The sequence below is a fragment of the Streptomyces sp. NPDC002476 genome, assembly GCF_042889785.1.
Taxonomy (GTDB): Bacteria; Actinomycetota; Actinomycetes; order Streptomycetales; family Streptomycetaceae; genus Streptomyces.
Genome location: NZ_JBIARH010000001.1, coordinates 367,279 through 389,715, shown reverse-complemented (window position 1 = coordinate 389,715; position 22,437 = coordinate 367,279). Strand labels below are relative to the sequence as shown.

At 71.3% G+C, this 22,437-nt stretch carries 13 protein-coding genes and 1 pseudogene; 11 read left to right on the top strand and 3 right to left on the bottom strand.

Annotation, left to right across the window (positions count from 1 at the left end; genetic code table 11):
- Nucleotides 1-218: 218 nt before the first annotated feature.
- Nucleotides 219-1,580 (top strand): type I glutamate--ammonia ligase, encoded by a 1,362-nt coding sequence (gene glnA / locus ACFYXM_RS01660; protein WP_389285812.1) that lies wholly within the window; start codon nucleotides 219-221, stop codon nucleotides 1,578-1,580.
- A 102-nt stretch (nucleotides 1,581-1,682) separates the two neighbouring features.
- Here the strand turns inward: glnA and ACFYXM_RS01655 are convergent, their stop codons facing one another.
- A complete protein-coding gene (locus ACFYXM_RS01655) occupies nucleotides 1,683-1,898 on the bottom strand; it encodes a hypothetical protein (RefSeq protein WP_389285811.1) in 216 nt (71 codons plus the stop codon).
- Nucleotides 1,899-2,196: 298 nt separating this feature from the next.
- On the opposite strand from ACFYXM_RS01655, the gene ACFYXM_RS01650 reads away from it, so the two are divergent.
- The 3 genes from ACFYXM_RS01650 (at nucleotide 2,197) to ACFYXM_RS01640 (ending at nucleotide 6,832) form a co-directional block, all read left to right on the top strand.
- The gene (locus tag ACFYXM_RS01650) at nucleotides 2,197-3,078 is read left to right on the top strand and encodes a putative protein N(5)-glutamine methyltransferase (RefSeq protein WP_389285810.1); all 882 of its coding nucleotides are present in this window, start codon (nucleotides 2,197-2,199) and stop codon (nucleotides 3,076-3,078) included.
- Nucleotides 3,079-3,493: 415 nt separating this feature from the next.
- A complete protein-coding gene (locus ACFYXM_RS01645) occupies nucleotides 3,494-6,484 on the top strand; it encodes a bifunctional [glutamine synthetase] adenylyltransferase/[glutamine synthetase]-adenylyl-L-tyrosine phosphorylase (protein ID WP_389285808.1) in 2,991 nt (996 codons plus the stop codon).
- 219 nt (nucleotides 6,485-6,703) lie between these two features.
- Nucleotides 6,704-6,832: a hypothetical protein gene (locus ACFYXM_RS01640; RefSeq protein WP_389285938.1), complete on the top strand. Its 129-nt coding sequence runs from the start codon at nucleotides 6,704-6,706 to the stop codon at nucleotides 6,830-6,832.
- A 47-nt stretch (nucleotides 6,833-6,879) separates the two neighbouring features.
- Here the strand turns inward: ACFYXM_RS01640 and ACFYXM_RS01635 are convergent, their stop codons facing one another.
- Together ACFYXM_RS01635 and ACFYXM_RS01630 are read right to left on the bottom strand one after the other, a co-directional pair.
- On the bottom strand, nucleotides 6,880-7,827 hold the full coding sequence (locus ACFYXM_RS01635; RefSeq protein ID WP_389285807.1) for a phosphatase PAP2 family protein: 948 nt from the start codon (nucleotides 7,825-7,827) through the stop codon (nucleotides 6,880-6,882).
- Nucleotides 7,828-7,925: 98 nt separating this feature from the next.
- On the bottom strand, nucleotides 7,926-8,999 hold the full coding sequence (locus ACFYXM_RS01630) for a LacI family DNA-binding transcriptional regulator (RefSeq protein WP_389285805.1): 1,074 nt from the start codon (nucleotides 8,997-8,999) through the stop codon (nucleotides 7,926-7,928).
- Nucleotides 9,000-9,472: 473 nt separating this feature from the next.
- Here ACFYXM_RS01630 and ACFYXM_RS01625 point away from each other — a divergent pair, with 473 nt between their 5' ends.
- The 7 genes and pseudogenes from ACFYXM_RS01625 to pulA all read left to right on the top strand — a co-directional run bounded on the left by ACFYXM_RS01625 (nucleotide 9,473) and on the right by pulA (nucleotide 22,407).
- The gene (locus ACFYXM_RS01625) at nucleotides 9,473-10,747 is read left to right on the top strand and encodes an extracellular solute-binding protein (protein ID WP_389285803.1); all 1,275 of its coding nucleotides are present in this window, start codon (nucleotides 9,473-9,475) and stop codon (nucleotides 10,745-10,747) included.
- A gap of 19 nt (nucleotides 10,748-10,766) precedes the next feature.
- Nucleotides 10,767-11,783: a carbohydrate ABC transporter permease gene (locus ACFYXM_RS01620; RefSeq protein WP_389285801.1), complete on the top strand. Its 1,017-nt coding sequence runs from the start codon at nucleotides 10,767-10,769 to the stop codon at nucleotides 11,781-11,783.
- A complete protein-coding gene (locus tag ACFYXM_RS01615; RefSeq protein WP_389285936.1) occupies nucleotides 11,777-12,697 on the top strand; it encodes a sugar ABC transporter permease in 921 nt (306 codons plus the stop codon). The genes ACFYXM_RS01620 and ACFYXM_RS01615 overlap by 7 nt, the downstream gene beginning before the upstream one ends.
- 80 nt (nucleotides 12,698-12,777) lie before the next feature.
- Nucleotides 12,778-14,454: a glycoside hydrolase family 13 protein gene (locus tag ACFYXM_RS01610; RefSeq protein WP_389285799.1), complete on the top strand. Its 1,677-nt coding sequence runs from the start codon at nucleotides 12,778-12,780 to the stop codon at nucleotides 14,452-14,454.
- Complete coding sequence (locus ACFYXM_RS01605) at nucleotides 14,439-15,497, top strand: LacI family DNA-binding transcriptional regulator (protein WP_389285797.1); 1,059 nt, start codon at nucleotides 14,439-14,441, stop codon at nucleotides 15,495-15,497. Before ACFYXM_RS01610 ends, ACFYXM_RS01605 begins: the two co-directional genes overlap by 16 nt.
- A gap of 82 nt (nucleotides 15,498-15,579) precedes the next feature.
- Nucleotides 15,580-16,968: pseudogene (locus ACFYXM_RS01600) on the top strand (alpha-amylase family protein); the annotation flags it as partial.
- Between the two features lie 126 nt (nucleotides 16,969-17,094).
- Nucleotides 17,095-22,407, top strand: coding sequence for a pullulanase-type alpha-1,6-glucosidase (gene pulA, locus ACFYXM_RS01595; protein ID WP_389285795.1), 5,313 nt, complete (start codon nucleotides 17,095-17,097; stop codon nucleotides 22,405-22,407).
- Nucleotides 22,408-22,437: the final 30 nt, after the last annotated feature.

Here is a 22,437-nt window from a genome sequence, read left to right as displayed (position 1 = left end):
CGGGAAGGGACGGAAAAGACCGGGGAACCGGCACGCCCCGGGCCGCCGCCGAGCGGCTCCGCCCCACGCGTGCCATGGGCGCAGATCGTAGTGGGTGGCCGGGTGCTCCATCTCACTCCATGTGCGTAATCTGGGTGAAATCCCGGGTCGTGATACTGGAGCTCCTCCCCTACCCCGGGCGGTGGTGCACAGACCGTCTGAACTGCAAGGATGTGGCTATGGACAAGCAGCAGGAATTCGTCCTCAGGACGCTTGAGGAGCGCGACATCCGCTTCGTACGGCTGTGGTTCACCGACGTCCTCGGCTACCTCAAGTCCGTCGCCGTCGCCCCCGCCGAACTGGAACAGGCGTTTGACGAGGGAATCGGCTTCGACGGCTCCGCCATCGAAGGCTTCGCCCGGGTGTACGAGTCCGACATGATCGCCAAACCCGACCCGGGCACGTTCCAGATCCTGCCGTGGCGCGCGGAGGCACCCGGCACGGCCCGGATGTTCTGCGACATCCTGATGCCCGACGGTTCGCCGTCCTTCGCCGATCCGCGCTACGTCCTGAAGCGGATCCTCGCCAAGACCTCCGACCTGGGCTTCACCTTCTACACCCACCCGGAGATCGAGTTCTTCCTGCTGAAGGACAAGCCCGTCGACGGCAGCCGGCCCACCCCCGCCGACAGCTCCGGGTACTTCGACCACACCCCGCAGAACGTCGGCATGGACTTCCGGCGCCAGGCGATCACCATGCTCGAATCCATGGGAATCTCGGTCGAGTTCAGCCACCACGAGGGCGCCCCCGGCCAGCAGGAGATCGACCTGCGGTACGCGGACGCGCTCTCCACCGCCGACAACATCATGACGTTCCGCCTCGTGATGAAGCAGGTCGCGCTGGAGCAGGGCGTGCAGGCGACGTTCATGCCGAAGCCGTTCTCCGAGCACCCCGGTTCGGGCATGCACACGCACCTCTCCCTCTTCGAGGGCGACCGCAACGCCTTCTACGAGTCGGGCGCGGAGTACCAGCTCTCCAAGGTCGGCCGCTCGTTCATCGCCGGGCTGCTCAACCACGCCGCGGAGATCTCCGCCGTGACGAACCAGTGGGTCAACTCCTACAAGCGCATCTGGGGCGGCTCCTCCCGCGCCGCGGGCGCCGGCGGCGAGGCCCCCTCGTACATCTGCTGGGGCCACAACAACCGTTCCGCGCTGATCCGCGTCCCGATGTACAAGCCCGGCAAGACCGGTTCGGCCCGCGTCGAGGTCCGTTCCATCGACTCCGGTGCCAATCCGTACCTGACCTACGCGGTCCTGCTCGCCGCGGGCCTCAAGGGCATCGAGGAGGGCTACGAACTCCCGGCCGGCGCCGACGACGACGTCTGGGCACTGTCCGACGCGGAGCGCCGCGCGATGGGCATCGAGCCGCTGCCGCAGAACCTGGGCGAGGCGATCTCTCTGATGGAGAAGAGCGAACTGGTCGCCGAGACGCTCGGCGAGCACGTCTTCGACTTCTTCCTGCGCAACAAGAAGCAGGAGTGGGAGGAGTACCGCAGCGAGGTCACCGCCTTCGAGCTGAAGAACCTGCTGCCGGTGCTGTAGTCGCAGGTCAGCGGCTCACGAAGTACTACGCGGGTGGATCGCCCGATCCGGCAGAGGCGACCCGCCCGCAGCCGCGCCTGGTCCTGGGCCGTCTGTGGGCCGTCAGACCGGAACGGGCGGCCCGGACAGACCTTGTCCATGGCGACGCGGGCCCGCCCCTTCCGCGTCCGCCTGCGTCCCGGTTCTCGCGTCCCACCGTGGACCGGTCTCCGGGTCCGCCCGGGCCTCGGCCGCCGCCTCGACCCGCGCGAGCAGCCGGTCCAGTTCGTCGGCGTCCGGGCGGACCGCGGGGTCACGGCTCAGCAGCGCGGTCGGCACGGCGGTGAGCGGGCCCGCGCGGGTGGGGGGCCCGCCGCCCCCGAGCCGGTAACAGGCATTCAGGGGAAGGTAACTAACTGACGTAGTGTCACGTCTTTCGCCGGACAGTGGACCGGGCGAGGGGAGTCGTCCGGCGCCGCGAGTGGGGTAGTGTGACGCCTCCCCGTACGGGACCGACCAAGGAGGTGAGACCCATCAACGCTGTGTCAGACCGGGTGCTCACTTCGCACGACCGCGTGGCCGACCCGACATAATCGGCCGCGGAGCGCCCATCGGCTTCCCCGAAAGGCTCCGCCCCATGTCGGTTCACGTTTCGTCGCACGTCGTCTCCTCCATCGTCACCACACTCCGCGCCGCCGGCTGCGTATTCGCCGAGGACGAGGCGGATCTTCTCGTCTCCGCGGCCACCGACCACGCCGGACTCGCCGCCATGGTCGAACGACGGGCCGCCGGGCTGCCCCTGGAACACGTCCTCGGCTGGGCCGAGTTCGGCGGCCTCCGGATCGCCGTGGACCCGGGGGTCTTCGTCCCCCGCCGCCGCACCGAGTTCCTGGTCGAACAGGCGGTCGCACTCGCCGCGCCCGGGGCGGTCGTCGTCGACCTCTGCTGCGGGTCGGGCGCGCTCGGCGCGGCGCTGGCCGCGGCCACGGGCGGGATCGAACTGCACGCGTCCGACGTCGAACCCGCCGCCGTGCGCTGCGCCCGCCGCACCATCGGCGACGCGGGACGGGTCCACGAGGGCGACCTCTTCGAACCGCTCCCCGACACCCTGCGCGGCCGGGTGGGGATCCTGCTCGCCAACGTGCCGTACGTACCGACGGACGACATCGAACTGCTCCCCCCTGAAGCCCGCCTCCACGAACCGCGCGTGGCGCTCGACGGGGGCGCCGACGGCCTGGACGTGCTGCGGCGGGTCGCCGCCGAGGCCCCGCGCTGGCTCGCTCCCGGCGGGCACCTCCTGGTCGAGACGAGCGAGCGGCAGGTGCCCCGGGCCGAGGAGACCGTCGCCCGCGCCGGTCTGGTCCCGCGCGTGGTCACCTGCGACGAGCTGTGCGCCACCGTCGTCATCGCGACCCGGCCGGGCGCCCCCGCCGCGCCCGTCCCTCCCGCGTCCGTGCGCCGGCCGCCGTTCTCCCGCGAGCCGAACGCCGCCCGCTCCGAATCCCCTGGCGCGGGCTGAGGGCCGTCCCGTGAACCGCGGCGGATCAGTGTGCGGCGTCGGAAGTGGTGCGTCGCAAGGCGGAGTTGCGCCCGCATACTGGATGTGCGCGGGCGTCCCGACGGCGCGGCGAGCCGCCGCGGCTGTCGTCGGGCGCCCGCCAGGGATTCCGGGAGAGCCCTCACGACCTCGCCCACGATGGTCAACGGCCGTCGCGGCGTCCGGGGCCTCCGCCTCCGGCGTTGTCGTCAGTGGCCGATGTTCCTTCCCCGAGCTCTCAGCTGCGTTCGAGCAGGGGAGACCCCATCCGACTCCCTCCTCCGCCTTGGATTCGAAGGCCCCGGACGCCGCTCCTCCTCCCACTGCCAATCGCGGGCGAGGTCGATAGGCTCGGAACGCTGGATCGTGTACGGGCGGCGAGCAGGAGAGCACGGAAATGACGACGGCGCCGGGACGCAGAAGCAGTACGTTCACCCGACTGCTGCGGCACGGATTCACCGATCCCTCCGCCGCCGAGCGGCACCTCGACCTGCCCGCGCTGTCGTCCGTGCGCACCGATCCGGTGCTCCTCGACGCTCTCGGCGCCACCGCCGACCCGGACCTCGCGCTGCGCGGGATCGCCCGACTGGTGGAGGCCCAGGACGGGGAGGAGCGGCAGGCCCTGCTGGACACCCTCGTCACCGCCAAGCCGTTGCGGGACCGGCTGCTCGGGGTCCTCGGCGCGTCCGAGGCGCTCGGCGACCATCTGGTCCGCCATCCGCGCGACTGGCACGCGCTCGTCACGTACGAGGCCACCGATCTGCACCCCGGGATCGCCGAGTTCGAGCGGGAGCTGGCCGGGGCCGACGACCCCGACTCGCTGCGCGTCGCCTACCGCCGGTGCCTGCTGGCCATCGCGGCCCGCGACGTGTGCGGGACGACGGACGTCACCGAGGCGGCCGCCGAGCTGGCCGACCTCGCCACGGCGACGCTGCGGGCCGCGCTCGCCATCGCCCGTACGGCCGCGCCCGAGGACGACGCCCGGTGCCGGCTCGCCGTCATCGCCATGGGCAAGTGCGGCGGGCACGAGCTGAACTACGTCTCCGACGTCGACGTCATCTTCGTCGCGGAACCGGCCGAGGGCGTCGACGAGGGCGTGGCGGTACCGGCCGCCACCCGGCTGGCCGCGCACATGATGCGGATCTGCTCCGACACGACCGTCGAGGGCACCATCTGGCCCGTCGACGCCAACCTCCGGCCCGAGGGCCGCAACGGGCCCCTCGTACGGACCCTGTCCTCGCACCTCGCGTACTACCAGCGCTGGGCCAAGACCTGGGAGTTCCAGGCGCTCCTGAAGGCCCGGCCGGTCGCCGGGGACCCCGAGCTGGGCGCGGAGTACGTCGAGGCCGTCTCCCCGCTCGTGTGGCAGGCGTCGGAGCGCGAGAACTTCGTCGCCGACGTGCAGAGCATGCGCCGTCGCGTCGTCGACAACATCCCCGCCGACCGCGTCGAGAGGGAGATCAAGCTCGGCCCCGGCGGGCTGCGGGACGTCGAGTTCGCCGTGCAGCTGCTCCAGCTGGTGCACGGCCGCAGCGACTCCGCCCTGCGCAGCGGCACGACCCTGGAGGCCCTGCGGGCGCTCGCCGCGGGCGGCTACGTGGGCCGGGTGGACGCCGCGCAGCTCGACGACGCGTACCGCTTCCTGCGCGCCATGGAACACCGCGTCCAGCTCTACCGGCTGCGCCGCACCCATCTGGTCCCGGAGGACGAACCGGACCTGCGGCGGCTCGGACGCTCCCTCGGGATGCGCACGGACCCCATCACCGAGCTCAACCAGACGTGGCGGCGCCACACCTCCGTGGTGCGACGGCTGCACGAGAAACTCTTCTACCGGCCGCTGCTCGACGCCGTCGCCCAGCTCGCCCCCGGCGAGTCCCGGCTCAGCCCCGAGGCGGCCCGGCACCGGCTCGTGGCCCTCGGGTACGCCGACCCGGCCGCCGCGCTGCGGCATCTGGAGGCGCTGTCCTCCGGGGTGTCCCGCAAGGCCGCCATCCAGCGCACCCTGCTGCCGGTGCTGCTCGGCTGGTTCGCGGACTCCGCCGACCCCGACGCCGGTCTGCTCGGCTTCCGCAAGGTGTCCGACGCCCTGGGCAAGACCCCGTGGTACCTGCGGCTGCTGCGGGACGAGGGCGCGGCGGCGGAGAACCTCGCCCGGGTGCTCTCGGCCGGCCGGCTCGCCCCGGACCTGCTGCTGCGGGCGCCGGAGGCGGTGGCGATCCTCGGCGACCCGCAGGGCCTGCGGCCGCGCGGGCGGGCGCACCTGGAGCAGGAGGTGCTGGCCGCCGTGGGGCGGGCGGACGGCGCCGAGTCCGCCGTCGCCGCGGTGCGCGGGGTGCGGCGGCGCGAGCTGTTCCGTACCACCGCCGCGGACCTCATCAGCTCGTACGGGACGGAGGAGAGCCCCGCCGAGGAGGATCCCGGCGCCCTCGTCGACCGGGTCGGCGACGCGGTCACCGATCTGACCGCCGTCACGATCGCGGGCGCGCTGCGCGCCGCCGTACGCGAACAATGGGGGGACACCCTGCCCACCCGGTTCGCGGTCATCGGCATGGGCCGGTTCGGCGGGCACGAACTCGGCTACGGCTCCGACGCCGACGTGCTGTTCGTCCACGCGCCGCGCGAGGGCGTCGACGAGCAGGAGGCGGCACGCGCCGCGAACACCGTGGTCGCCGAGATGCGCAGGCTCCTCCAGCTCCCCACCGTCGACCCGCCGTTGCTCATCGACGCGGATCTGCGCCCGGAGGGCAGGAACGGCCCGCTGGTGCGCACGCTCGGGTCGTACGGGGCCTACTACCGGCGCTGGTCGCTGGTCTGGGAGAGCCAGGCGCTGCTGCGGGCCCTGCCGGTGGCGGGCGACGAACAACTGGGCCGCGAATTCATCGAGTTGATCGATCCGCTGCGCTATCCGATGGAGGGGCTGGGGGAGGACGCGGTCCGGGAGATCCGCCGTCTGAAGGCCCGGATGGAGTCCGAGCGGCTGCCGCGCGGCGCCGACCCGATGCTCCACACCAAGCTGGGGCGCGGCGGGCTGAGCGACGTCGAGTGGACCGTCCAGCTGATGCAGATGCAGCACGGCTGGTCGGAACCGGGGCTGCGGACGACACGGACGCGCGAGGCGCTGGCCGCCGCGTGCGCCGCCGGGCTGATCCCGACCGAGGACGCGCAGACGCTGGACGAGGCGTGGGTGCTGGCGACGCGGGTCCGCAACGCGGTGATGCTGGTGCGCGGCCGGCCGGGCGACACGTTCCCCTCCGGCCCGCGCGAACTCACCGCGGTGGGACGGTACCTGGGGTACGAGCCGGGCCACGTCGGGGACATGCTGGACGACTACCGCAGGATCACCCGTCGGGCGCGCGCCGTGATGGAGGAGCGCTTCTACGGGGCGTGAGGCGATCCTGTGCCCCTCCCGGCGACGCCCGCGGATGCCGCCGGGAGGGGAGGCTCCGAGGGCCGCGCGACGGGGGGCCGGCTGCGACGGCTGCCTGGCGCGTACGACACGGAACCGTCACCGCCGAGCGGGCGCTGAGCGGACTGATGGCGCTGGAGGGCAGCACCTCGCACCTCGCACGCGGCCGTCGCCGCCGGGGAACAGCGGGTCGCGGGGCGGATCGCCCCGGGCTGCCGGGCCGATCTCACCGCCCTCGGCGTGGACCCGGTCGAGGCCCCGGCGGACGAGCCGGGGGAGGCGCCCGTGCGGTTCACGGTCTGCGGAGGGCGCGTGGCGCACCGGGGGTGAGGAGCCCGGCGTTCCGGCCCCGGCTCCGCTCCGGGCGGGCCCGGCGTTCAGGCCGCGGGTGGGAACGCCGGCCGTGGCACCCCGGCCGGCGTTCCCACCGCCCGGGGGAGGCGGTGCGTCAGCGACCCGTACCAGACGTACGAGACCGCGAAGCCGAAGACCAGGCACAGCAGGCCGCCCAGCGCGTCCAGCCAGAAGTGGTTGGCGGTCGCCACGATCACGACCAGGGTGGCCGTCGGGTACAGCAGCCCCAGGATGCGGGCCCAGGGCGCGGAGACGAGCGCGAAGACGGTCAGGCCGCACCAGAGCGACCAGCCGATGTGCATCGAGGGCATGGCCGCGTACTGGTTCGACATGTTCTTGAAGTTGCCCGAGGCCATCGAACCCCAGGTGTGGTGGACCAGGACGGTGTCGATGAAGTGGCCGCCCGTCATGAGGCGGGGCGGCGCCAGCGGGAACAGGTAGTAGCCCAGCAGCGCCACGGCCGTGGTCGCGAACAGGGTCAGCCTGGCCGCCGCGTAACGGCCCGGGTGACGGCGGAACAGCCACACCAGGACGCCCAGGGTCACGACGAAGTGCAGGGTCGCGTAGTAGTAGTTCATCGACACGATCAGCCATGTCACGGAGTTCACCGCGTGGTTGACGGTCTGCTCGACGGCGATCCCCAGGTGCTTCTCGGCCGACCAGATCCAGTCGGCGTTGCGCAGCGCCTGGGCCTTCTGCTCCGGAACGGCGTTGCGCACCATGGAGTAGACCCAGTAACTGACCGCGATCAGCAGCACTTCGAACCAGAGGCGCGGACGGCGCGGGGATCGTGCCCGCACGAGCGCCATCCGGCGCCGGGTGCGCGTGTACGGGGGACATGGCCCTGCCGGGCCGGACTCCTGCCGCCCGGTGTCCTGCTCCGCGGTCACGGTGCGGGCCGCCCCGCCCACGGTGGGTGACGGGGTGGCATCCGTTCGGGCCTCCTGTGATGTCACGCGCGATTCACCCATAGGCGCAGAGTCTGCCAGAAATGTTTCCCCACCCGATCATCTTCCCATCGGTGGGGAGATGCCCCTGCCGGGGGTCGACGGGCCTGGACGAACCCGGATCAGGGGCGGTCGGGCGCCGCCGGTACGGCCCCGGCGGACGGCGTCGCGGAGCGGGCCGGTCCGGGACCCGCCGCCGTGGAGCCGCGGACCACCAGCTCGGGCATGAAGACGAACTCGCTGTGCGGGGCCGGTGTGCCGCCGATCTCCTCCAGGAGCGTGCGCACGGCGGCCTGGCCCATCGCCGTCACCGGCTGACGGATCGTGGTCAGCGGCGGATCGGTGAACGCTATGAGCGGCGAGTCGTCGAAACCGACCACCGACAGATCGCGCGGCACCTCCAGCGACAGCCGGCGGGCGGCGCGGATCGCGCCGAGAGCCATCATGTCGCTCGCACACACCACCGCCGTGCACCCCCGCTCGATCAGCGCCGACGCGGCGGCCTGCCCGCCCTCCAGGGTGAACAGCGAGTGCTGGATCAGCTCCTCCGTCTCGTCGGGCCCGGCCCCCGACTGCTCCCGCATGACGGCGCGGAAGCCCTCGATCTTGCGCAGCACCGGCACGAACCGCTTCGGGCCGACGGCCAGCCCGATCCGCTGATGCCCCAGCGACACCAGATGCGTCACCGCGAGCCGCATCGCCGCCCGGTCGTCCGGTGAGATGAACGGCGCCCGCACCTCGGGGGAGAAGCCGTTGACCAGGACGAACGGGACTCCCTTGGCGCGCAGTTGCTCGTAGCGCCGCATGTCGGCCGAGGTGTCCGCGTGCAGCCCGGAGACGAAGATGATGCCGGACACCCCGCGCTCGACGAGCATCTCGGTCAGCTCGTCCTCGGTGGAACCGCCCGGGGTCTGGGTCGCCAGCACCGGGGTGTAGCCCTGCCGGGTCAGCGCCTGGCCGATGATCTGGGCCAGCGCCGGGAAGATGGGGTTCTCCAGCTCGGGCGTGATCAGCCCGACCAGTCCCGCGCTGCGCCTGCGCAGCCGCACGGGGCGTTCGTAGCCGAGGACGTCGAGCGCGGCCAGAACGGATTCGCGGGTGGCCGCCGCAACACCGGGCTTGCCGTTCAGCACGCGGCTGACCGTCGCTTCGCTGACCCCCGCCTGAGTTGCGATATCGGCAAGCCGTGCGGTCATGGAAGTGGACTGTACCGGGCGTATGTCGGATTGCCCACCATCGGCCGGAGTCGGACACCCCGCGCCCGGCCGGGCCTCGGGGGACCCGCGCGGGCCGGTCCCGTCCCCATGCTCCGGCGGTACGAGGACACCCCGCCCGCACGCCGTCCGGCGCCGCGCCCGTACGTCGTCCGGTCTGCCGGACGCAGCAGTTCCGGCAGGCGTCGCGGAAAGGCCTTGCAAGGACTTGCGGTCCTCTGCCCGGCACCCGGTCGGGCCGTCGAACCGTGACGATCGCGTGCGATGGGCCGCCTCTGCAGGGTTTTCCGTCTCTCGTCAAGAGGCTTGACGGCAACCGTGCGGACACGTGAATGTAACGATCGTCGGCCTTTGCAGAAATATTCTGCAAACTCTTTCGGTCCTCTTTCATCCTTGTTACGTTCCACGTCGACCCGGCGCCGCGACGGAGCGGTACGGCAGTTGAAGGAGTTCAGATGCGACGTGGCATAACGGCCACCGCCCTGGTCGCGGCCCTGGCGCTCGCGGCGACCGCCTGCGGCAGCGATGACGAGAACGGCGGCACGAGCAAGGGCTCGGGCGAGCTGTCCGGCACGGTGACGTGGTGGGACACCTCCACCGCGGGCAGCGAGGACAAGGTCTTCAAGAAGATCGCCGAGGACTTCACCAAGCAGCACCCGAAGGTCCGCGTCAACTACGTCAACGTGCCCTTCGGTGACGCGCAGAACAAGTTCAAGAACGCGGCCCAGTCCGGCTCCGACGCCCCCGACGTCATCCGCTCCGAGGTCGCCTGGACGCCCGAGTTCGCCGACCTCGGCTATCTCGCCCCGCTCGACGGCACCCCCGCGCTGAAGAAGCCGGACGACTTCCTGAAGCAGGCCGCCGCGTCCACGAAGTACAAGGACAAGACGTACGCGGTGCCGCAGGTCATCGACTCCATGGGCATCTTCTACAACAAGAAGATCTTCAAGGAGGCCGGGGTCGAGGTCCCCAAGACCATCGATGAGCTGAAGAGCGTCTCCAAGAAGATCAAGGACAAGACCGGCAAGACCGGGATGTACCTGCGCGGCGACGACGCGTACTGGTTCCTGTCCTTCCTGTACGGCGAGGGCGGCGACATGGTGGACGCCGGGAACAACACCGTCACCATCGACAACGCCCAGGGCGTCAAGGCGATGAAGGTCGTCAAGGACCTCGTCGACTCCGGTGCGGCCAAGACGGACGCCACGGACGGCTGGGAGAACATGCAGGCGTCCTTCAAGGACGGCAAGGCCGCCATGATCATCAACGGCCCGTGGGCCGTCGCCGACACCTACGCCGGCAAGGAGTTCAAGGACAAGGCCAACCTGGGCGTCGCCCCGGTCCCGGCCGGCTCCGTTGCGCAGGGCGCCCCGCAGGGCGGCCACAACCTGGCCGTCTACGCCGGTTCCAAGAACCTCGACGCCTCCTACGCGTTCGTCGAGTACATGACCTCCGCCGAGACCCAGGCCGAGGTCACCAAGGAGCTGAGCCTCCTGCCGACCCGCACCTCCGCCTACGGCATGAAGGACGTCGTCGACAACGAGATCGTCGGCTTCTTCAAGCCCGTCGTCGAGACCGCCGTCGAGCGGCCCTGGATCCCCGAGACCGGCAGCCTCTTCGCGCCGCTCGTCACCGAGTACACCAAGGTCCTCACCGGCCAGACCACGCCGGAGAAGGGCGTCAAGACCACCGGCGACTCCTACCGCAAGCTCCTCAAGGGCTGGAAGTAACAGGAAGGCAGGCCGGCTGATGGCTGTCCGCACCGGCCAGTCGGTGGCGAAGGCCGCGGACGACGACGTCGTCCGCGGCCGGAGCCGCGGCACTGGCAACCCCCCGCCGCCGAGCAGGCTCCGGCGGGCGCTGTCGACCCACTGGTACGCCTGGGCCATGGTCGCCCCGGTCGTCGTCGTGATCGGCGTCATCATCGGCTACCCGCTGGTCCGCGGGATCTACCTGTCGATGACCGACGCGGACGAACGCAACGTCGCACGGTCCATCGGCGTCAACCACATGCCCGCCACGTACGAGTTCGTCGGCCTGGACAACTACGCCGACGCGCTCACGGGCGATCAGTTCCTCGGCACGCTCGGGTGGACCCTGGTGTGGACGGTCTCCTGCGTGGCCATCACCTTCGCTCTCGGCCTGGCCCTCGCCAACATCCTCAACCGCAGGATCGCCGGGCGCTCCGCGTACCGGACGGCGCTCATCCTGCCCTGGGCCATCCCCGGATTCGTCTCCGTCTTCGCCTGGCGGTTCCTCTACAACGAGGACCGCGGGCTGCTCAACAAGATCCTCTCCGGTGCCGGGTTCGACGGCATACCCTGGCTGAACGACCCCGCCTGGGCGAAGCTCTCCGTCATCGCCGTCAACGTCTGGCTCGGCGTGCCGTTCATGATGGTCGCCCTGCTCGGCGGGCTGCAGTCGATCCCCGCCGAGCACTACGAGGCCGCCGAGATGGACGGCGCCACCGCCTGGCAGCGCTTCCGCCACATCACCCTGCCCGGGCTGCGGCCGGTCTCCACCACGGTGGTCCTGCTCTCCACCATCTGGACCTTCAACATGTTCCCGGTGATCTTCCTGCTGACCCGCGGCGGACCCGGCGAGGCCACGCAGATCCTGGTCACCCAGGCGTACAAGTTCTCCTTCGAGATCAGCCCGCGCGACTACGCGCAGTCCTCCACCTGGGGCGTGCTGATCCTCGTGCTCCTGCTGCTCTTCGCCGCCGTGTACCGGCGCGTCCTCCGCACCCAGGGAGACGACTGGTGACCACCGCCCCCGCCCCCGCGAACCCCGCCCCGGCGACGAGCGCCCCCGCGACGACCGCCGCACGCCACCCCGCCCGCAAGGCCCGGCCGCGCGGCGAGCGCGCGCCGATCGCCTCCGTCGGACTGCACCTCACGCTCCTCGTCGCGTCCGTCATCGCCGTCTTCCCCGTGCTGTGGGTCCTGCTCACCTCGCTGAAGCCGGCCGCGTACGCGACCACCACCGACTTCTTCAAAGAGACGACGTTCGAGAACTACACGAACCTGATCCGGGACACGAAGTTCCTCACCTGGTTCGGCAACTCGCTGCTCATCGCGGGACTCACCACGCTTCTCGGCGTCATCGTCGCCGCCTCCACCGGCTACGCCGTCAGCCGCTTCCGCTTCCCCGGCAAGCGCGGACTGATGTGGACACTGCTGGTCACCCAGATGTTCCCGGTCGCCGTCCTCATCGTGCCGATCTACAACATCATGTCCGGCATGGGCCTGCTGAACCAGCCCGCCGGCCTCGTCATCACCTACCTCACCATCTCGGTGCCGTTCTGCGCCTGGATGATGAAGGGCTTCTTCGACACCATCCCGCGCGAGATCGACGAGTCCGGACAGGTCGACGGCCTCACCCCGTTCGGCACCTTCTGGCGGCTCGTGCTGCCGCTCGCCAAGCCCGGCCTCGCCGTCACCGCGTTCTACTCCTTCATCACCGCGTGGGGCGAGGTGGCGTACGCCTCCGCCTTCATGGTCGGCGAGGACAACCTCACCCTCGCGGGCGGCCTCCAGCTGTTCGTCAACCAGTACGGGGCCCAGTGGGGAGCGATGACCGCCGCGTCCGTGCTCATCGCGATACCCGCCGCCCTGGTCTTCCTCTTCGTCCAGCGCCATCTGGTCACCGGCATGTCCGCCGGAGCCGTCAAGGGCTGACCGGCCGCACCACGTCACCGCGCCCGCCGGAACCCCACCCGGTCCCGGCGGCGCACCCACCCCGACACCCCAGGGACGACATGACCCAGCACCTCGCTGCCCCCTCCACCGGCCCGTCCGCCGACGCTCCGGCCCACCAGAACGGCTGGTGGCAGGACGCGGTGATCTACCAGGTCTACCCACGGAGCTTCGCCGACGGCAACGGTGACGGCATGGGCGACCTCGCGGGCGTACGCGGCAAGCTCCCGTACCTCAAGGACCTCGGCGTCGACGCGGTCTGGCTCAGCCCCTTCTACGCCTCCCCGCAGGCCGACGCCGGCTACGACGTCTCCGACTACCGCGCCATCGACCCCATGTTCGGTACCCTGCTGGACGCCGACACGCTGATCCGGGACGCCCACGAACTGGGCCTGCGGATCATCGTGGACCTGGTGCCCAACCACTCCTCCGACCGGCACGACTGGTTCCGGCGCGCCCTCGCCGAGGGCCCCGGCTCCGCGCTGCGCGACCGCTACCACTTCCGCACCGGAAAGGGCGAGCACGGCGAACTCCCGCCCAACGACTGGGAGTCCGTCTTCGGCGGCCCCGCCTGGACCCGGACCACGAACCCGGACGGCACCCCCGGCGACTGGTACCTCCACCTCTTCGCGCCCGAGCAGCCCGACTTCAACTGGGAACACCCGGCAGTCGCCGACGAGTTCCGCTCGATCCTGCGCTTCTGGCTCGACATGGGCGTCGACGGCTTCCGGGTCGACGTCGCCCACGGCCTCGTCAAGGCCCCCGGACTGCCCGACATCGGCAGCCGCGACCAGCTCAAGCTGCTCGGCAACGACGTCATGCCGTTCTTCGACCAGGACGGCGTCCACGAGATCTACCGCTCCTGGCGCACCATCCTCGACGAGTACCCCGGCGGCCGAATCGCGGTCGCCGAGGCGTGGACCCCCACCGTCGAACGCACCGCCCACTACGTACGCCCCGACGAGATGCACCAGGCGTTCAACTTCCAGTACCTGGCCACCGACTGGGACGCCGCCGCCCTGCGCGAGGTCATCGACACCTCGCTCGCCGCCATGCGCCCCGTCGGAGCCCCCGCCACCTGGGTGCTCTCCAACCACGACGTGACCCGGCACGCCACCCGGTTCGCCAACCCGCCCGGCCTCGGCACCCAGATCCGCACCCCCGGCGACCGCGAACTCGGCCTGCGCCGGGCCCGCGCCGCCACCCTGCTGATGCTGGCGCTGCCCGGCTCCGCCTACGTCTACCAGGGCGAGGAACTCGGCCTGCCCGACGTCACCGACCTGCCCGACGAGGTCCGCCAGGACCCGTCGTTCTTCCGCGCGGAGGGCCAGGACGGCTTCCGCGACGGCTGCCGGGTGCCGATCCCGTGGACCCGCGACGGCGGCTCGTACGGCTTCGGCAGCGGCGGCAGCTGGCTGCCCCAGCCCGACGGCTGGGGCGAGCTGAGCGTCGAGGCGCAGACCGGCGTCTCCGGCTCCACCCTGGAGCTGTACCGGGCCGCGATCGCCGCCCGCCGGGCCCACCCCGGGCTCGGCGCCGGGGCCTCGGTGGAATGGCTCCGGGCCCCCGAGGGACTGCTGATCCTCGCCCGTCCCGGCTTCGTCTGCACCGTCAACACCACGGACCGCCCGGTCCGCATCCCGGTGCGCGGCAGCGTCCTGCTGTCCAGCTCCCCGGTCGTCACCGACGGCGCCGAGATCGACCTGCCCGCCGACACCACGGTGTGGTGGACGGTGTGACGACCCCCCTGGCCAGGACCGGCGGTGCGCCGAGACTCTCGGACATCGCCGGCCGGGCGGCGGTCAGCGAGGCCACCGTCAGCCGGGTGCTCAACGGGAAGCCCGGCGTCGCGGACACCACCCGCCGGCGGGTGCTCGCGGCGCTGGACGTCCTGGGCTACGAACACCCCGCACGGCCGCGCCGGCGCAGCGCCGGCCTGATCGGACTGGTGACGCCCGAACTCACCAACCCGATCTTCCCGGCGTTCGCGCAGTCCGTGGAACAGGTCCTGGCCGGACACGGCTACACCCCGGTGCTCTGCACCCAGATGCCCGGCGGCGCCACCGAGGACGAACTCGTCGAGCAGCTCGTCGAACGCGGCGTCGACGGGATCGTCTTCCTCTCCGGGCTGCACGCCGACCTCTCGGCCGACCCGGCCCGCTACGCCGCGCTCGTCGACCGAGGCGTCCCGTTCGTCCTGATCAACGGCTACAACGAACGGATCAGCGCCCCGTTCGTCTCGCCCGACGACGCCGCGGCGGTGCGGATGGCCGTCGGCCACCTCGCGGATCTGGGCCACCGCAGGGTCGGCCTGGCCATCGGCCCGCAGCGCTACGTACCGGCCCGCCGCAAGCGCGAGGGCTTCGTCGAGGCCGCCGCCGACCTCCTCGGCATGGACCGCGCCGAGGCCGAACTCCTCGTCTGCACAACCCTGTTCAGCGTCGAGGGCGGCCAGGTGGCCGCGGGCGCGCTGCTCGACCGGGGATGCACGGGCATCGTCTGCGGCAGCGACCTGATGGCGCTCGGCGTGGTGCGCGCCGCCCGGGACCGCGGGCTCCACGTGCCGCGCGACGTGTCGGTGGTGGGCTTCGACGACTCGCAGCTGATCGCGTTCACCGACCCGCCGCTGACGACGGTGCGCCAGCCCGTGCACGCGATGGCGGGGGCGGCGGTGAGCGCCCTGCTGGAGGAGATCGGCGGCAGCCCGGTGCAGCGCACGGAGTACGTGTTCCAGCCGGATCTGGTGGTACGGGGGTCGACCGCCGCGGTCGGCCCGGCCTGAGCCCCGGCCCGCGTTCCGGCCGGGGGCCTTGATCCCGTACCCGGGACCGTGACCCGCATTTCTCCCCGCAACAGGAGGAAACATGGCACGCACAGCACTGCGCGGACCCCTGTCCGCGGCGCTCGCCCTGGCGGCGGGCGCCACCGTCCTCATGGCCCCCGCCGGCACCGCCGAGGCGTCCGCGCCCGGCGACAAGGACGTCACCGCCGTTCTCTTCGAGTGGAAGTTCGAATCCGTCGCCCGGGCGTGCAAGGAGTCCCTGGGCCCGGCCGGTTACGGCTACGTACAGGTCTCACCGCCCCAGGAACACATCCGGGGCGACCAGTGGTGGACCTCGTACCAGCCCGTCGGCTACCGGATAGCCGGGCGGCTCGGCGACCGCACCTCCTTCGCCGCCATGGTGAACGCCTGCCACGAAGCGGGCGTCGGCGTCGTCGTGGACTCCGTCATCAACCACATGGCGGCGGGCTCCGGCACCGGCACCGGAGGCACCTCGTACACGAAGTACGACTACCCCGGCCTGTACTCCGCGCCCGACATGGACGACTGCACCGCGCCGATCACCGACTACCAGGACCGGGCCGACATCCAGAACTGTGAACTGGTCGGCCTCGCCGACCTGGACACGGGTGAGGAGTACGTCCGCGGCAGGATCGCCGGATACCTCGACGACCTGCTCTCCCTCGGTGCGGACGGCTTCCGCGTCGACGCGGCCAAGCACATGCCCGCCGCCGACCTCGCCGCCATCAAGTCACGGCTGAACGATCCGAACGCCTACTGGAAGCAGGAGGCGATCCACGGCGCGGGGGAGGCCGTCTCGCCCGACGAGTACCTCGGCAACGGAGACGTCCAGGAGTTCCGGTACGCCCGTGGTCTCAAGCAGGTCTTCAAGGACGAGAAGCTGGCCTATCTGAAGAACTTCGGCGAGGGCTGGGGGTTCATGCCGTCGTCGAAGGCGGCGGTCTTCGTCGACAACCACGACACCGAGCGCGGCGGCGACACGCTGAACTACAAGGACGGTGCCGATTACACCCTCGCCAACGTGTTCATGCTGGCCTGGCCGTACGGCTCGCCCGACGTCCACTCCGGCTACGAGTGGTCCGACAAGGACGCCGGTCCGCCGAACGGCGGCACGGTGAACGCCTGTTACCGCGACGGCTGGAAGTGCCAGCACGCCTGGCGCGAGATCTCCTCCATGGTCGCCCTCCGCAACACCGCGCGCGGCGAGCCGGTCACCGACTGGTGGGACAACGGTGGCGACCGGATCGCGTTCGGCCGCGGCGCCCGGGCGTACGTCGCCATCAACCACGAGGGTTCCCCGCTCACCCGCACCTTCCAGACCTCGCTGTCCGCCGGTGACTACTGCGACGTCCAGTCCGGCAGGGCCGTCACCGTCGACTCCTCCGGCCGCTTCACCGCCACGCTCGGCGCCGACACGGCCGTCGCCCTGCACGTGGGCGCCCGCACCTGCGGCGACTGACCCGGCCGACCGGTCCGGGGCACCCCGCACAGCCGGGGCGCCCCGGACCGGCGCGCGCCGCCGACGGGCCCCGCCCCGTCCCCCGATTCCCACAGCACACGCAAGGAGAATCCGCACGTGTCCCGTTCCCTTCTCGGGCGGGGAGTCGCAGCCGCACTGTGCGCGGCGCTCCTCCCCGTCGTCCCGGCGGCGTCCGCTTCGGCGGCGCCGAGACCGCCCGCCCCGCCCTCCGACGCCCGGCTGGCCGCCGAACCGGCCCGTCACGACCTGACGCGCGAACAGTTCTACTTCGTCCTGCCCGACCGGTTCGCGAACGGCGACCCCTCCAACGACCGTGGCGGGCTGACCGGTTCACGCCTCCGGACCGGCTACGACCCCACGGACAAGGGCTTCTACCAGGGCGGCGACCTCAAGGGCCTGACCGAACGCCTCGACTACATCAAGGGCCTCGGCACCACCGCCATCTGGCTCGCCCCGATCTTCAAGAACCGCCCCGTCCAGGGCACCGGCAAGGACGCCTCGGCCGGCTACCACGGCTACTGGATAACCGACTTCACTCAGGTCGACCCGCACTTCGGCACCAACGCCGACCTGTCGAAGCTGATCGACAGGGCCCACGCCAAGGGCATGAAGGTCTTCTTCGACGTCATCACCAACCACACCGCGGACACCGTCGACTACGCCGAGAAGACCTACGGCTACCGGCCGAAGGGCGCCTACCCGTACCTGGACAGGGACGGCCGCCCGTTCGACGACGCCAAGGGCTTCGCGAAGGTCGACGCGGACTCGTTCCCGTACACGCCCGAGAACACCGGGAACAAGGTCCCGTCCTGGCTCAACGACCCGACGATGTACCACAACCGCGGCGATTCGACCTTCGCCGGCGAGTCCGCCGCCTACGGCGACTTCGCCGGGCTGGACGACCTGTGGACCGAGCGGCCCGAGGTCGTCTCCGGCATGAAGAAGATCTACGAGAAGTGGGTCAGGGACTTCGACATCGACGGCTTCCGGATCGACACCGTCAAACACGTCGACCTCGACTTCTGGACCCAGTGGGCCACCGCCCTGGACGCCTACGCGGCCGAGCGCGGCCGTGCGGACTTCTTCATGTTCGGCGAGGTCTACTCCGCCGACACCGCCGTCACCTCGCCCTACGTCACCCGGGGCCGGCTCGACGCGACGCTCGACTTCCCCTTCCAGGAAGCGGCACGCCAGTACGTCTCGCAGGGCGCCCCGGCCGCGAAGCTCGCGGCGGTGTTCGGTGACGACTACCGCTACACCACCAACAAGGCCAACGCCTACGAGCAGGTCACCTTCCTCGGCAACCACGACATGGGCCGGATCGGGACCTTCCTGGAGCAGGACAACCCGAAGGCCGACGACGCGGAACTCGTCCGGCGCGCGGAGCTCGCCAACGAGCTGATGTTCCTCGGCCGGGGGAACCCCGTCGTCTACTACGGCGACGAACAGGGCTTCACCGGAGCGGGCGGCGACAAGGACGCCCGCCAGCCCCTGTTCGCCTCGAAGACCGCCGACTACCTCGACGACGACCGGATCGGCACCGACCGCACCCACGCCGACGACGCGTACGACCCGGGGCACCCGCTGTACCGGAACATCGCCGCGCTCTCCGAACTGACCAGGAAGAACCCGGCGCTGCGCGACGGCGTCCAGACCGAGCGGTACGCGCAGGGCTCCGTCCACGCCTTCTCCCGCACGGACCCCGAGAAGCCGAACGAGTACCTCGTGGCCACCAACAACGCCACCGCCCCGCGCGCCGTCGAGCTGCCCACCGCCTCGGCCGCCATGAACTTCCGTACTCTGTACGGAGGTTCGGGTACGGTCCGCAGTGGCGCCGACAAGAAGATCACGGTCACCGTGCCCGCCCTCTCCAGCCTCGTGCTGCGCGCCGAGAAGCCGATGGCCGACCCCGTCACCAGGCCCTCGATCACCCTGAAGGCGCCCGCCGCCGGAGCCACCGGCACCGTGGAACTGTCCGCCGACATCGACGGCGGACAGCTGAACCGCGTCGTCTTCGCAGCCCAGACCGGAAACGGCAAGTGGGTCACCCTCGGTTCCGCCGACCACGCCCCCTACAAGGTCACCCAGCACCTGGACGGCAAGGTGGCGGCCGGAACACCGCTGCGCTACAAGGCGGTCGTCGTCGACCGCGCAGGCCGCACCGCGAGTGCCCTCGCCGCGACCACCGCCGGACAGGCCCCCGCCGAGACGAAGCCCGTGGCCGTCCAGCGCGACTACGCCGTGGTCCACTACCGGCGCGCGGACGGCGACTACGACGGCTGGAAGATCAGGTCCGGCGACGCGACGGCCGGCTTCGTCGGGCGCGACGCGTACGGAGCCTTCGCCTGGCTCAAGCCCGGCCAGGACGCGTCCACCGTCGCGTACACCGTCGAGAAGGACGGCACCGCCGACGGGCCGCGGCGCACCGTCGACCTCGCGAAGACAGGAGAGGTCTGGATCGAGCAGGGCAAGGACGGCCAGGCCGACACGGCACCCGACGGCGCCCACCCGCCGCAGGACACCAGCAAGGCCGTACTGCACTACTACCGGCCCGACGGCGACTACGACGGCTGGGGGCTGCACACCTGGACCGGCGCCAAGAACCCCACCGACTGGGCCAAGCCGCTCCATCCGGTGAAGAAGGACGCCTCCGGCGCCACCTTCGAGGTGCCGCTCACCGACGGTGCCACCTCGCTCGGCTACATCCTGCACAAGGGCGACGAGAAGGACCTCCCCGGCGACCAGTCGCTCGACATCGCCACCTACGGGCACGAGGTCTGGCTCCTCGGCGCGACCCCCGGCCACCTGCTGCCGCAGACCGGCGGCGTACCCGCGCCCGACCTCGGCAAGGCCGAGGCGCAGTGGATCGACGCCGACACCGTCGTATGGAAGGTGAAGGCCACCGGGGCCACCAGCCAGCAACTCGTCCACGCACCGGACGGCGCCATCTCCGTCGTCGACGGGGCGCTCTCCGACGAGGGCCGGTGGCTGCGGCTCACCCCCTCCGCGCTGACCGACGCGCAGAAGGCGAAGTACCCGAACCTCAAGGACTACCCGGCGTTCACCGTCGACGTCCGGGACCGGGACAGGGTCCGTGAGGCGCTGCGCGGCCAGCTGATCGCCACCCAGCGCGCCGCCGACGGCGCCCTGCTCGCGGCCACCGGCGTCCAGACCGCGGGCGTGCTCGACGACCTGTACGGGAGGCACGCGGCCACCGCCCCGCTCGGCCCGGTGTTCGACCACGGCCGCCCCACCCTGTCCGTATGGGCGCCCACCGCCCGTACCGTCGCCCTCGAACTCGACGGCCGCACCGTCCCCATGCGCCGCGACGACCGCACCGGCGTCTGGTCCGTCACGGGCACGGGGAAGTGGACGGGCAAGCCCTACCGCTACGTGGTCGACGTCTGGGCGCCCACCGTCGGGAAGTTCGTCACCAACAAGGTCACCGACCCCTACTCCACCGCCCTGACCACCGACTCCGCCCGCAGCCTCGTCGTCGACCTCGACGACCCGCGGCTGGCGCCCGGGGGCTGGGACGCGCTGAGGAAGCCCGCCGCCGTCCCGCTGCGCGAGGCCCGGATCCAGGAACTGCACATCCGCGACTTCTCGATCGCGGACCGCACCTCGAAACACCCCGGCCAGTACCTCGCCTTCACCGACACCCGCTCCGACGGCATGAAGCACCTCAAGAGGCTCGCCGACGCCGGAACCAACTACGTCCACCTGCTGCCCGCCTTCGATATCGGCACCATCCCCGAGAAGAGGTCCGACCGCACCGAACCCGCCTGCGACCTGTCCGTGTACGCCCCCGACTCCGCCGAGCAGCAGGCGTGCGTGGCCGCGGCCGCCGCCCGCGACGGCTTCAACTGGGGCTACGACCCGCTGCACTACACGGTGCCGGAGGGCTCCTACGCCTCAGACCCGGACGGCCCCCGGCGCACCGTCGAGTTCCGCCGGATGGTGCAGGGACTCAACGGCGCGGGCCTGCGCGCCGTCATGGACGTCGTCTACAACCACACCGTCGCCGCCGGCCAGGACGACAAGTCCGTGCTCGACCGGATCGTGCCCGGCTACTACCAGCGGCTGCTGGACGACGGCACCGTCGCCACCTCCACCTGCTGCTCGGGCACCGCGCCCGAGCACACCATGATGGGCCGGCTCGTCGTCGACTCGGTCGTCACCTGGGCCCGGCAGTACAAGATCGACGGCTTCCGCTTCGACCTGATGGGCCACCACCCAAGGGCCAACATCCTCGCCGTCCGCAAGGCGCTGGACGCGCTGACCGTGGCGAAGGACGGCGTCGACGGGAAGAGGATCGTCCTGTACGGGGAGGGCTGGAACTTCGGCGAGGTCGCCGACGACGCCCGGTTCGTCCAGGCCACGCAGAAGAACATGGCCGGCACCGGCGTCGCCACCTTCTCCGACCGCGCCCGCGACGCCGTGCGCGGCGGCGGCCCCTTCGACGAGGACCCGGGCGTGCAGGGCTTCGCCACCGGTCTGTACACCGACCCCAACGCCTCACCGGCCAACGGCACGCAGGCCGAACAGAGGGCCCGGCTGCTGCACTACCAGGACCTGATCAAGGTCGGCCTCACCGGCGGCCTCGCCGACTACACCTTCACCGACTCCTCGGGCCGTGCCGTCAGGGGCTCCGAGGTCGACTACAACGGCGCCCCCGCCGGATACGCCGCCGCCCCCGGCGACGCCCTCGCCTACGTCGACGCGCACGACAACGAGTCGCTGTACGACGCGCTCGCCTTCAAGCTCCCGGCGGGCACGACGGCGGCGGACCGGGCCCGCGCGCAGGTCCTCGCGATGGCGACGGCCGCCCTCTCGCAGGGCCCCTCGTTCTCCCAGGCGGGCACCGACCTGTTGCGTTCCAAGTCCCTGGACCGCAACTCGTACGACAGCGGCGACTGGTTCAACGCCCTGCACTGGGACTGCCGCGACGGCAACGGCTTCGGCCGCGGACTGCCCCCGGCCGCCGACAACGAGTCCAAGTGGTCCTACGCCCGGCCGCTGCTGGCCGACGCCGCCCTCCGGCCGGGGTGCGGCGATATCGAGGGCGCCTCGGCCGCCTACCGCGACCTGCTGACCATCCGCGCCACGGAACGGGACTTCGGCCTCGCCACCACCGCGCGGGTGCAGTCCGCCCTGTCCTTCCCGCTCTCCGGGAGGGACGAGACGCCGGGCGTGATCACCATGCGCCTCGGCAGGCTGCTCGTCGTCTTCAACGCCACACCCGGCTCCACGACGCAGACGGTCACGGCTCTGGCGGGGAAACGGTTCGCCCTGCACCCCGTCCAGGCGAAAGGTACTGATTCTACCGTCAAGAAGTCGACGTATGAGCAAAGTTCAGGAAGTTTCACCGTTCCGGGACGCACGGTGGCGGTGTTCGCCCAGAACTGAGCCGCGACAGTACTAGGTTGGGCACCAGGC